Annotated in this window: 1 protein-coding gene; it reads right to left on the bottom strand. The window is 36.8% G+C overall.

All coding sequences use genetic code 11. From position 1 onward, the window contains the following. Window positions 1-231: 231 nt before the first annotated feature. Window positions 232-14,307 carry an InlB B-repeat-containing protein gene (locus tag HMPREF9225_RS10595; RefSeq protein ID WP_008901789.1) on the bottom strand — a complete coding sequence of 4,692 codons (14,076 nt, stop codon included), beginning with the start codon at window positions 14,305-14,307 and terminating at the stop codon, window positions 232-234. Between the last annotated feature and the right edge of the window lie 261 nt (window positions 14,308-14,568).

Here is a 14,568-nt window from a genome sequence, read left to right as displayed (position 1 = left end):
CTCCTTGCTTCCGCTACAAAGCCCCCAACCGGGTCATCCTGAGCGGAGACGGGCACCGTCGGAGTCGAAGGATCTCTACAATGAGAACCTAAAGGAAGACAGTAAACCTGAGTTAGGTATATTTGGATGATATCACTTGCCTTGACTTAGTTAAATATAGCACTACCCGTTCGAATCCCTACACAAAACCCAAAAACATAAAAAAAGAGAAGGTCGCCCTTCTCTTAATTTTTATCTTGGATTTCTTTGAAATTCTGATTTAAAGATGTCAATACCATTAGTATTTACATTGAATAGATCATTGTCTTGTTTTATCCAGTGTGCTCTGTAGTATCCTCCTTGGAAAATGAAGGTATTGCTTGCACAAAGAATATCATAGTAAGACCATCTACTCTTGTCAACATCTTTATAAGTTATCAAGTTATTAATATTGTTTTCAATATAATCCTTGTCAAGAACTCTGTTGAAAGCTCTGTTAGATACTGCCGCAACTTCTTCTCTTGGTATAAATTCATCACCCTTAAAGTTAGCAAGTCCATCTGTGTAGATACTTAGCCATCCTTCATTGAAAGCAGCTTCGATTTCACTCTTAGCCCAATGCTTATTGCCAAGCTTCATATGGTCACCTACTACATCGTTTAACTCTTGGAATCTCTTAAGAGTTGCTATCCATTCGTTTCTTGTGATTTTCTTTTCAGGTCTGAATAATCCATCTTCATAACCTGCAAATACTTTTGCTTCAGTTACAATTCTGATAGCTCTTGTATACCAATCTTCTTTTACATCTTTGTAAGGAATCTTGAAGTTTTCAGTGTACTTGAATCCGTCTTCTACAAGTGCATTTGCCAAGATTTGAGCAGCTTCTGCACGAGTAAGTCCGTCTTCAGGTCTGAAGTATCCTCTATATCCTTGCATATATCTAACTTCTTTTCTATATTCGTTTTCAGCTACAGGTTCTTTTGCTTTTGCTGTTGGATTAACTGATGGCTTTCCAATATAGATATTTCCTCCGCCACTGTAACCTGGTCCCCATGGTTGTGGATTACTTGGTTCTGGCTTTTTATCATATTGAGCTACTATATCCGTATCTTTATCGAATTTCAATCTATCTCTAAAGTTAATCTTATCTCCATCTGTAACTACTTCTTGGTTCGCCATAGCGACAGGTAGCGCAAATAGTGATCTCATTTGATACTTAGGTTGCTCTTGTCCTCCAGCTGGCTGTTTAGCTTCCCAGAATTTAAATATATATGCATCTCTACCCTCTGCAATTATTTCAGGAATAATAACAGAAGCATTTCTCCTTACATAGTAAGTCTTTTCTTGCATGCTTTTAGCTTTAAAAGTAGGTATAAGAGTTACTTTTACATAGTTAGTATCGTCTCTATATGGATTAGATATTTTCAAATCTCTTTCAGCATCTTCTACATATTGAGGCTTATCACCATTAGTTAGACCTGCGTAGATGTTTTTATAAACAACTATCGGAATTTCTACTTCTTTAGTTGAACCGTTAACAAAAGTGATTTTAGCCTTAATTATTTCAGTTCTAGATATTTCTTCACGGTCTAGCTTACCATTTTCTTTAAGCTTATCATAAATTTCACTATCAAAGTCATTTGTTAATATAGATACTTCTTCAATATCACCTGCAACTTTTGATTTTATTAAAGCCTTTAATTCATCTTCACTTGGAAGATAATTATTAACTCCCTCTAAAGATTCAGAGGTGTAGTACATACCTGTTTCAACTATTCCAGGTTTACCTATGTTTTCTTCATACTGTGCAGTAATAGTTGTAACTTTAGCTGTGAACTGTCCTGATATGCTATCAGTCCAAGTTCTTGGTTGAGCTTCATCTGATTGCCATCCCTTGAATACATATTGAATTTCAGGAGAGCTTCCAGTCTTGTCGACTTTCTTTCCAACAGGCTTATTAACTTGAATATCAACAACTTTTTCTGGGTTTACCCAGAATGTTTGAGTTTGTTGTTCTCCAGTTTTAAGTTGTGCTTTATCTGTCTTATCAACTATAACTCTTACATAATTATCTGGAACAGATGGCTTACCCTTACCATGTTCTTGTTCAACTACATCTCCTGTAACCGTGTATGGTACATCAATAGGTTTTACTTCTCCATTTGGATAAGTTACTTCAATTGTAGCTGTAAAGCTACCTGGATCTCCAGTAGCAGGTTGAACGTTATCTTTAAACTTAAATTTTGTTCCTGGTGGAAGAGTGCCCACTTTATCAGGATTATTATCATCATAAACATTCTTTATGAAGTCCTTTGGTTCTGGCTTTGAATATCTTGAGAACCAAAGAGGATCTTTTCCTTTAGGCTCAATGTTTTTATTTAACTCATAAGTTGCAGTAATCTTTGTTTCATTTTTTGTGAATGTGTCTGTTATTTTATCTGTATATTCTTTGTTGTTATCATCAGATATCCACTTAATGAAGTTATTAGTATTAGTTACACCTTTTGCATCGGTTTCAGGTTTTCCTGTTGGAGCAAGAATGTCTGGTATAGTAACTTCTACCTTTGGCTTAACCCAAAATACTTTTGTGAACATCGTATTTGGAGTTGCCTTGTCTGTTGTGTCTACTGTTACCTTTATATAAGATTCAGGTACAAGTGGTTTTTCATTTCCAATTTGTGGAACTACATTATCGACAACTGTAACTGGTACTTCTACTATAGAAGTTTTTCCGTTTGGATAAGTTACTTTTACCTTTGCAGTTGTGTTACCAGCTTGATCTACCGTAGGTTGACCGTCGTCAGCATAAGCAAATTCCGTTCCTTGAGGTAAATCTCCAGGATTCTTTATTAAGTCTTTAGCATCAGGTTTATCGTTTATTGCTGTAACTACATTATCCTTTGCTAATGGTAGTGGCATAATATTGCCTAATGTCACACTATACTTAGCAGTGATATCTGTATCTTGGATAAACTTGTCGCTAACGCTTGATCCTGTCCACGAATTGATTTTACCTCTAGTTACTGTCCATCCAGTAAATGTATAGTCATAAGATACTTCATTTGCATCTGTAAGCTTTGTTCCTACAGGAGTCTCTGTAATTGTAACATCCTTCAATGGATTTACAAAGTAAACTTTGTCAGCCTTTGTTTTATCTGTTGCCTTATCTGTTGGAATAAGTTTTACAGTTACATATCCATCTGGTTTTGTTACTCCAGGTTTTTCTTTAATTACATCAGGACGTTCTGCAAAGTTGAATACGAATTCTGTGTCCTTATTGAAAGTGTCTTTTAGATTTTTGCTATCTCTATTAGACCAAGTTCCTCCGTCTGCAGTGTAGCCTGTGTTTGGATTCTTAGTAATAGCATCAGCTTTATCTGTTAAGTCTACAGTCTTATCAGGATTTACATAGTAAACTGTTTGTCCTGATAATGATCCGTTAGCATCTGCCACAAATGTTACTTTGCTATATCCGTATGGTCTATCGCTTCCATCAGTCTTTTCTTGTGGAAGGATGTCCGCTAGTGGTTCATACATTGCTGTAATAGTTGTTGTTTCAGCTGTAAATGTTTGTTTTAATGCTTTGTCCCAATCTGTAAACTTGTATCCAACACTTGCATTTACTGTTGGCGCTGGTACTGTAACTTCTTTATTAGGTTTTACGTAGTAAACTGTTTGTCCAGTCAAGTTACCATGATCGCCCTTGTCAAAGATTACTTTAAGGTAGCCAGCTGGTTTATCAGTACCATTAGGATTCTTTTGTGGAATTACATCGCCCTTTTCGTTATAAAGAGCTTTAATTGTATCGCCTTCGCTGTATTGGATATTCTTGTCGATTTGTGTATCCCAGCCAACAAAGTCAAATCCTGTTTTAGGAGTTACCTTTGGTGCCTTATCTTTTAATACATGTGCCTTATTAGGATTTACAAATAAAACTTTTTTAGTAATAATAGTAGATCCTATAGTTCCTTTTTCTTTATCAACAGTATCAAAAGTAACTTTGATATATCCATCTGGTTTTTGTGAATCATCATCAGCTGTTTTAACTATAACGTCAGGAAGTTCAGTATATTGTGCTTTTACTAGGATATCTTCTGACCCTTTTATTGGTGTTTTATCTTCTTTGTCCCAGCCAGTAAACTTATATCCTGTCTCAGCTTTTACTGTCGGTTTTTTAATTAGACTATCGCCTAAAGTTTTAACTGGGTCAGCCTTTGGATTTACATAGTATACAGTTTGTCCTTCTGTTATAGTCCCGTGTTCACCCTTATCAAAAGTAACTGTTACATAACCATCTGGTTTTGGCTTGTTACCATCTACAATATCATCAAGTTTCTTGAAGTTTCCTGTTACAGTTGTATCTTTATCATATCTCTTAGCTGTAGCAGTATCTTGATCCCATTTTTCAAATTCATAACCTGTTTGGGCTAGAGTTTTTGGTTGTGGAACTGTTACATCTTTAGCTGGATTTACATAGTAAACTGTAACTTCTTTATCTACAATTTGCCCACCTGTTGCTGGATCTATTACAAAGGTAACTGTCTTGTAGCCAGCTGGTTTTTCTGAATCATCAGTCTTTGTCTTAGGTATTACATCTTTCAATCCATTAAAGGATCCTGTAATTATTGCATCATCTTCATAAACTGTCGGTCTTGTTGAATCCTTATCCCAAGAACCAAATTCAAAACCTGTATTAGCCTTGGTTGTTGGTGGGGTAATAGTTACATATTCTGTTGGATTTACATAGAATTTTGCAACGCCATCAATTGAACCCTTAGCTACATCATCTGTTTTAATTACAAATGTTACTTCCTTATAGCCTTCTGGCTTTTCATTAGGAGTGCCTATTGCCGGTATAACTATGCCAAGCTTAGTAGCCTTTGCAGTTACTGTTATATCTTGTGTGATTGTATCTGTATCTTCCTTATCCCACTTACCAAACTTATATCCAGTATCTTCACTGTATTTTGGTTTTACAAGTTCTGTATTACCAAGTGTTATGCCTGCATTTTTCTTAACATAGTAGGCTTTTTGCTCAGTTAATTTTAATCCATCATCAGCTGCGAATGTCACTCTTACATAAGTGTCATCTGGTCTTGTTGTAGGATTATTAACTGGATCATATTCGATGATGTTCTTATCATCATCCCATTGTGCCGTTGCTGTAGTATCTGCTTTTAGGTTGATTTGATCGCCGGCTTGATAAGTTTTATCGCCAATCATCCAGCCTTTAAAGCTTGCATCTTTCTTAGCAAGATCGCCCTTGCCTGCAAGTCTGACATCTGTGTCATAATCAACTGTTAATACAGGAGGTACATCGCCTGTAGCTCCGTTTGCATTATAAGTTAATTTTACTTCTTTAGGCTTAAACATTGCTATATGAACTCTACCTCTTGTAATAGGTGTAGTAGTGTCAATATCTTTACGCCATTGGTCGAAGATATATTTATCAGCATCGTCTGGAGTTGTGCTTGGTATTGCCAATTGATCAGGTGCAGGTGTAGCGCCATCTGCTAGCTTAGCAAGTTTAACACCCTTCTTAGGATTTACAAAGTAAACTATCTCTGTTTCCTTTTGTGGAGTATTGCCTTCTTCGTATGCTTTATTGCCTGTTATTGTACCCCTTCCATCAGTTTCAAAGATGATAACTACATAACCTGCTGGAGCAGTATCTTTTGGTCCTGCTTTGATTATATTTGGAAGTTGTGTATATAGAGCTGTTACATTTATATTGTCTGGTCCACTTATAACTGTATCCATTGCCTTATCCCACTTATCAAACTTGTAAGTTGGACTTGGCACTACAGTAATTCCTTTAGTATCAAGGTCTTGTAGCTTCTTGCCAGCCTTTGGATTGACATAGAAGGTTGTTTGTCCATCTAGTACGCCGTTAGCTCCCTTTAGGAATTGAACTGTTACATAGCCTTCCGGCTTGGCATTCAATGTACCATCAGGATTCTTAGCCGGAATTATCTCATCTAGCTTTTTGAATTCTCCTTTAACAGTTGTGTCAATAGTATATTTATTAGCTGTTGTAGTGTCTATACTCCACTTGTCAAATTCATAGCCTGTGTCTGCTTTTGTCTTTGGTGGATGAATTGTAACATCTTTAGCTGGATTTACAAAGTAAGTGCGTATTTCTCCTGCATCAATATTTCCACCTTCTGCTGGATCAATTACAAAAGTAACTTTAACAAAAGTTGGTGGTTGTACGTTTGCTGAGCCGTCTGGTTTTGTTTCTGGTATTACATCGCCTACCGGATTAAACTTTGCAGTTATAATTGTGTCTTTAGTAAATTTAATATTGTTTGCCAATATTAAGTCTTTATCATCACTTTCCCATGTTGAAAACTCAAATATATTGCTATTCGGAACTGGTGTTGGTGAAGCAAGATGTACATACTTAGCAGGGTTTACAAAGTAAGTCTTTTCTCCTCCTTGAAGCGTGCCATTTGCTCCAGCCTTGAATGTAACTGCTACATAGCCTGCTGGTTTTTCCGAATCATCAGCTTTTGTCTTTGGTATTACATCATCAAGAGCCTTATATTCTGCAACTACAAAGATATAATCCTTTATAACTGTAGAATCTTGTATATCCCAGCCTGTATGCTCCCAACCTACATCAGGTGTTACTGTAGGCTTTGTTAAGTCTCCAATAGTTTTCGCAGGATTTGCCTTTGGATTGACATAATATAAGATTTGTCCATCCACACTATTAGCGTGGTCTCCTCCGATAAATAAGACAGTTACATAGTCTACTGGTTGTAGGTTAGGTGTTCCATCGTCATTAGTTGCCGGTATGATGTCTTTAAGTTTAGTAAAGCTACCATAGATAGTTGTGTTCTCACTATACTGTTTTTGGTCAGCGGGGTCTATTGTTTGGTCTGTAGGGTTAGTTCCCAGTCTCCATTTATCAAACTGATATCCTACTCCAGCTATAGTCTTAGGAGCTTTTAGTGAAACTTGTCTATTTGGATCTACATAGTAAGTTGTGACTTCTCCTTTCGCAATACTACCGCCAGTGCCAGTTATTGCAAAAGTAACTTCTACATAGCCTGCTGGTTTGTCTGATCCATCATCTTTAAGTTTTGGATAAACTGCTTCCTTTTGGTTGAACATTGCAGTTATAGTTGTATCTTCTTTATAGTTTACAAAGTTTGCTAGACTAAAATCACTTTGAGACTTGTCGCTCTTCCATGCCGCGAAATCATAGCCTGTATTTCCTACAGGTGTAGGTGCATTTAAGTTTACATACTTAGTTGGATTTACATAATAAACTTTTTCGTTTATCACATTGTCATTTTCTTTTATTACACCATTGTCGCCTGCTTTGAAAGTTACCTTTACATAGCCAAGGTGGTTTACTGTATCAAAATCAGGTAAAACAGTCGCCTTTGCTGTTATTACTATATCAGCGTCTTTTATTTCAGTAGTATCTTCTTGATCCCACTTTTCAAACTTGTATCCAGTATCAGCTGTATAATTTGGTTTTGCAAGTTTTGTATCTCCAAGTGTTATACCTGCATTTTTCTTTACATAATATGCTTTTTGTTCCGTTAATTTTAATCCATTATCTGTTGCAAAGCTTACTCTTACATAGCCTTCTGGTCTTGACATTGGGTCTGTAGCACTTGGGTCGTAAGGGATGATATTTTTTGTTTCCTCATAAGTTGCAGTAATTACTGTTGTTTTTTCAGTAAACATCTTTGGTGTTGCTGGATTGTACTTTGTTCCTGTTGTTACGTCGCCTATCTTCCATTCTTTGAATGTGAATGTAGCCTTAGCCACTGGGTCTGCAATCGGAATTGTTACTTCTTTTTTAGGATTTACATAGAAAATCTTTTCTGTTGTATCTTTTGCCTTATCTGTTGGAACAAATTTTACTTCTACATATCCGTTCGGTTTTTTTGTTCCATTTTCTGCAGGAATGACATCAGAATCTTTTTCATAGTAAATCTTAATTGTTGCCTTCTTGCTTAGGGCATATTTTCCATCTTTTGGATTAAGTTCGATTCTGTTGAACTTATAACCTGTAAACTTAGGAGCGGTTTCTGCTGTATAAACATTTTTGTCTATTGCTTCACCAGCTGTGCCAGCTTTTTCTGTTGGATATTCTACTCCGTCGATCTTATAGTCATCAGCAATAGGCTTGCCATTTAAGTCAAGATAAACAATCTTTGCACTTGCCTTTCCATAAGCTGCATAGAAAATTTCCGGTATTGCCTCATACGTTTGTGAATCCCAACCTTTGAATTTAATTTCGTAATTATCGGCAACTGCTGACCCACTCTTTGCCTTATCTTGCCATTCTATGAAGTTTTCATTTGCCTTAGAAGGCTTTCCATATTTTTCTTCTACTGCTTCTCTGACTTCTTTAAAAGTTACAGGTTCAGGAGTTGCCTCATCGCCATCGAAGTATACATAGACAGTTTTTTTATCTTTAGGTGCTGATTCAAATGCACCTGTATTAGCATCAAAGACAACTGGGAAGTGAACATTTGATTTTGATTTGTCATCTGTTGTTATTTTCTTATTGTATTGGTAAGTGATTGTAGCAGTTGCTGGGTCTGTATAATTTGCAGGTTTTTTATCTATACTTACATTACTTATAATATAGCCTTTAAATTTAGGTGCTGCTGCTTTTTCTGCATTTTGATTATGCGCTGGATCTGGAATATTATCACCAAGCTTACCAATTTTTTCTGTAGGGTAATCTTCTCCGTCTATATAGTACTTAGGGTCAATTTCTTTTTTATTTTCGTCAACATATTTAATCTTGGCTTTGCCTTGGCCATATTGGGCTATGATCGTTGAGTCTTCTGCAAATTGGTGTCTTTCACTTAGTTTATAACTAGTACCAGCACCTGTTGCGCCGTCTGCCTTCATTGTCCATCCTGTAAAGTCTTCTTTTACGCCTACAGGGTCTTTGACCGGTATTTGAACTTTAGCATCTGGATTTACATAGTAGAAATATTTTTGTGGGTCTTTCGCCTTTGTAGTTGGATCAAGAGTTACTTTTACATAGTTATCTGGAACATAGTCTGGCTTTCCTTCTTTGGTCTTTGCTTCGTAGATGTTCTTGATAACCTTAACTGGTACAGTAAGTGTTTGAACTTCTCCGTTTGCAAAGGTAACTTTTACCTTTATATTTTCAGTTCTACTTACTTTACCGTTATCATCTTTTTCTTGTAGCTTTTCGTATAGGTCTTTCTTTAATGCATCATCATCTGCATATTCCTTGCCTGCGTCATCTACTATAGTTACAGTATCACCATCGCCTAAAGCTACGGCACTACCATTTTTCACTTGAATAGCTGCTTTAAGTTTGTCCTTTGTAAGTTCGCTAGTTATAAAGTCGTTAACCCAATTGTTCTTATCATCTTTATATGATTCATGGGCTACAAGCTCACTTGTTTGTGAGAATCTTGGACTAATTACTGTGTTTTCAGTAAATTTATGGCGTTTAGCAAAGTCGAACTTGCCATTGGCTTTACCATCATCATTTTGTCCAACTTTATCAGCTGTCCAATTGATAAGTGATGCCTTGCCATTTGAGTCGTTTGAAATTTCAACCCAAGCATTTTTATTGACAAAGTAAACCTTGTTGTCCTTGGATGACATATCGCCAGTAGGGGCAACTGTAACCATTACATATTCTCCGGTAATGTCCTTAAGGTCGCCTTTTTCAGCTTCTGTTAAGAATAGTGGTTTCTTTCCTGTAGTCAATGCTTCGTAAACATTTTTGTAAACTTTAATAGGTATATCAAGTTCTTGTGGGTCTTTGCCACCTTTAAAGGTAACCTTAGCCTTGATATTTACTGTGCGAACAAGTTCTACATTGTCGGCAGCTTTCTTTTCCTCGACCAATTTATATACTTGATCGTCACTTGTTAATTCATTGCCATCTGGATCAAATAATTGTATCTTTGCTCCTGTTGGAAGTGGTTTTTCAGCACCTTTTTCCATCCAAACTAATTGTTTCTTTAAGTCCTCAATAGTTGGAGCAAATTTATTAGACCAATCTTTTGGTTTTACTTTCGGATCAGAAGGATTAGCTTCAATTATATTAGGATCTTTAAAGGCTTCTGTTCTTACAAGACCTGATGCAGATAAGCCTGACCATTCAAACTTCGCAGTAAATACATAGAAGTCTTTTGTATCATTATCAACTATTGTGTTTTTGTTTAATAATGGTTTTTCATCCCATTTTATAAATTTCTTTCCAGTTTCTGGTGTTACATAATACTTGCCAGCCTCTTTTTCTTTTCCTTCTTCTAACTCTTTTGGTTCTGGAAGTAGGTCTGATTTAAGTCCTTTAATTACATCGTAATATAATTCTGTCTTTGAATTTCCGTCCTTGTCAGTAAATGCTCCGCCTTTGTCTGCTTTAAAAGTTACTCTTACATAGCCATCTGGTACCGGGTCATCTTTATTTGGAACTTCGATTACTCTTACATCCTTATAATAGAAGAAAACTTGATCTGCTCCAGTGCCATTGATGCCCAAGAATTCATTTGTTTTTTCATTTACATCGAAGAATAGTTGTTGTTGTGGCTTTTCATTTTTAGCTAATACCCAGCCAGGTATTTGTCTATAGTTTCTTGCATCGTAGTGGCGATTACCATTGGAAACAGCTTCTGGATCTATAATTTGGTATTCCTTAATAAGTTTCTCAAAATCTGTTCTCTTAGCTTCAAATTTCTCTTTATTTTCTTCATTTGCTTTTAAAAGAGCGTCATCTTTTAAACTGCTTGTGTCTGTGAGCTTCAATCCCTTAAAGAAATCTTCGACTTTTGCTTTATATCTTTCATCTATATAGTTGACCGTGTAGTCACGAGTTCTAAATGGTCTGTAGAAGAAGTGGAAGACATTGTCTTTGAATTTTGGATTGTCTATCGTTTTGCTTGAATCATTAGGATCAGGAATCTTTTCTGGCTCTACTTTGAAAGTTTGGAAGAAGGTGTTATTCGCCTTTACCCTTTTATTATAGTCTTTGTATAGTGCCTTTAAATCATCCGGTAGTTTTTCTTCAAGCTCTTCGTGATTTGCCAAGATATATTCTTCATTTTGTTTGTCTCCACTTGTAGCAACAAGGTAACCTGTACGCTTTTTATGCAAAGTCTCAGTTATCTTTTTTGTTTCTTTACTTAAATCCAAGCTTAGAATGTGATGTACTATATCTACATCTACTCTGTCGTTTGGTACCCAAATTGCCTTTAGATATACTGGTGATACAACGTCGTTACCGAAGGAGTATAATTCTGGAACCTTATAGGTGTCTCTATAAGATGTATCGATTTCGTCTGTGTAGTCACCTTTTTGATTTTTCTTATAATGGATAATTTCCCAGCCCATAAAGTCGTAGCCCTTTCTTGTAGGCTTTGGTGGCTCTACAAGTTTTTGTCTTTGAATAACTGTAAAGACTTGCTTGTCGCCTTCATTCTTTTCTTTTTGCGCAAAAGTTTTGGTCTCTTCTTGACCTTTGTCCCCTACTTGGATGATCTTGCGTTTTTTAGTTACTTTTGCTTCGTCAATTGAGCTTAAATTTCCACCGTTCGGGTCGAAAGTTACCTTCCATTGATAATCAGGTTCGCCCCATTTAGCGTAGAGGTTAATTGGGTGGAAAGGCATTTTTTCGCCTGGGTTCTCCCAAATAAGTTTAGTTCCAGCAGGGTCTAGTGCCCAGCCCTTAAAGACCATTTGGTCGGAAAGGCCTTCTGGTCTTTTAACCTTGAGTTTTCCATCTTTTGAATCTGTGTATACAAGATCTTTTAGACCTAATTTTTGCAAATTTGCTGGATTGTCTAATAGGTTCTTAGGACCTTCCTTTGTGCCTACTTTCTTATACTCATCATTTGAATCTACATCAGGACTTAGGGCCTTGAGTGGGAATTCATAGAAGGTATCCAATTGGTTGGTAGATTTAAAATAACTGTCATCTCTAATAATTGATGGGTCGTAATTAAACCTTAGTGGGTACTTGTTACGAGTGTAATGGAATTGTAGATAGCCGTTTTCTGTAAATGCTTGACCACCATCTTTTGGATCGCCATAATCGTCTTGATCGCTATAGAAGACGGGGATAAAGTCTAGCTGACCTATAGGTATTTTGATGCCTTGGTTGTTATAGTATGTCCCACTAGTATTAAGTGTGATTCCATCACGCTCGTCGTTTAGGTTATCAATATCATCTTCAGTCACACGGCCATTTTCCTCGCTTCCCTCTTTGATTACCGGCCATGAATCTCTAGGATTATAGCCATAAGGGGTGAAGCCTGTAACTATCGGGTATTTGTGGCCATAGTCCAGACCGGCGGTGTCCGCCTTGGTTCTTACAAGGTCGTAGCGGATGATGGTTTCTCCTGACTTAAAGCCGTCCATCCAAAAGTCCATGTGGTGAGGGATAGATGGATGATCCTGCTTTATACCGAAGGAAAGGGTTGTAAAGTCTAATGGATCTAAATTGATGCTTGTGCCGTCGCCCTTATCTATATGCTTAGTATAGCCGCCCCAACTGGTATAGTTAGCCATGTCAAGGAACTGATCAGCATTAAGTCTATATGGCGGCGTGTCAAGGTGTTCCGGCCAATTAGAGACAGCGTAGTTTGGTCCCCAACCAAAAGATTGATAGCCCGGTGTAAAGCCCTTGGTTTGCTTGGCATCGTTTGGCCACTTATACATCATTTCATTAAATCTCGCCTTGTAGTGGTAAAGATTGCCAGGACCACCTAGCATTACCGCCTCTCCCTTTGCAGGGTCGTAGCCCCAAATTTCTGGGTATAAAGTATTTTTTTCAGGTTGTTTATTGGACTTTGTAAAGTATAGGTCATAGACTTGGCGATCGTAGTAGATGTTGTAGACAGTCTTACCTGTGGCTGACACAGACTTAACCATGCCTGGTTTTTTTTGGTCTTCATTTTCTTTATCGGTTAATTCTTTATTGTAAACAAAGAATTTGTTTAGATAAAGATCTCTGCCACGATTGAATTTTTCGCCCTTCCAAATTTTTTGTAGACGGGTATTATCTAGGTCTGGGAATTTTATTCCATTTACAGGCTCCTTATCGAGGTCTGGTCTCATGCCTGTGTCTTTGTCTTTATAGACACGAGTGCCCATATACTCATACTTATCTGCTAAAGAAGCACCATCAGCATGGTCTGCCTTTTCTGCCCAAAATTGGACTGCGTAGTCTGCCTTTTCCTTGTCCTTCCACACAGCTGTGAAAGTAACATTACTTGCCGGCATAATCAAATTGGCATCAAGATTTTTGATAGCGCCGCCAGTTGCAACTTTAATTATTTCATTTGCTTTAAAAGTTGTTCTTCCATCCTTTGTTGTTAAGTCAACAGATGGTTTCCAGCCTTGAAATTCCCCGCCGACTTTTGTAGGAATATCGGCATCTGCAATTTTAGGAATCACTTGTTCATAATAAAGTGTACGAGTTGGAAGAGCTGTTCCGCCTTGTGTGTCAAAAACTACATCGTAGTGGGCACGGTTGTAACGGTATTCCAAAATAAAGTTCTCAGCATTTTCTGGAACTTGCATATTTATATAGTTAGCTTCTGGGATAAAGCCTTTTCGATTCGGATGACCTTCACTCAAAGGGCTGGCTTGCATAGTGGAACCAGTGTTTCCGTTTTGAGTGGTTATAAGCTCATGCTTTTTTACTTCTTCAGCAGTCTCTTCGTTAGGGGTGCTTTCGCCTTTTTTTATAAGTGTGCCTTTTTCTCCGTCAATACTTGTAATTGTTCCGTCTGGATTTGTGTACTTAGTAAAGTCCTCTAGTTCTTGGAAGACATGTTTGATTTTAATTTCATTACTTTTAGCATCGTATTTAAACTCTTTATTGGCGGAATATCTTAATCCGTTAACATCATCGCCTTTTTTATTTTTTCCATCTGCCTCATTTTTAACAGTATTGTAGTCAATTGTAAAATCTTTTTGTGGCTTGTCATAACCTGCAATGTCAGGTAGATTCATGGTCTTATTGACCTTGTCCTTTTCTGCTTGAGTTGCTGCTTCGCCTACACTGGCAATGTATGGTTGGTAGTCAACCTGATACTTTTCCCCTCTTTGTACCCTGTAGTCTGTGCGTAGGGTGTAGATAGCTGGCTGAGCAGGATTTTTTATTAAATCCTCAGCCGTCTTGCCTTCTTCAGGCTTTGCCACCTTAACGGGTTTAAACTCGTTAATAATCTTTGCCTTGTAATCCGTTAAGTTTTCATGATTAACTTTGGCAAGTACATCAATTGGTAGCGACGTGAGTATCATGACTATCGCTAAAAATAATGTCAATGCTCTTTTGCTTCTCTCTCTTAGTTGTTCCATACTTTTCTCCTTTTCTACTAGTATAAGCTCTTTTATCCAGATACTTAATCCGATAGATTATTTATATTATTATTTAAATTGATAATTTTGTAGATAGTTGATTTATGTACAAGTATCCTAATTTATCAGTTTACATATAGTATTATTATATCACATGTTATCAATATATATCATATTAATATAGTTAAAATCAACATTTTTTCATGAAATTTTACATTATTTTTACAATTTAGTGCATAAAAAAATAGTTAATCTAAAATT

Source organism: Peptoniphilus duerdenii ATCC BAA-1640, assembly GCF_000146345.1.
Classification (GTDB): domain Bacteria; phylum Bacillota; class Clostridia; order Tissierellales; family Peptoniphilaceae; genus Peptoniphilus_B; species Peptoniphilus_B duerdenii.
The sequence above is the reverse complement of the archived record's forward strand: the minus strand, read 5'-3'. Positions and strand labels throughout refer to the sequence as shown.

Coding starts and splice junctions, on each gene's coding strand:
- HMPREF9225_RS10595 (WP_008901789.1), bottom strand. CDS start 14,307: ATGGAACAACTAAGAGAGAGAAGCAAAAGAGCATTGACATTATTTTTA.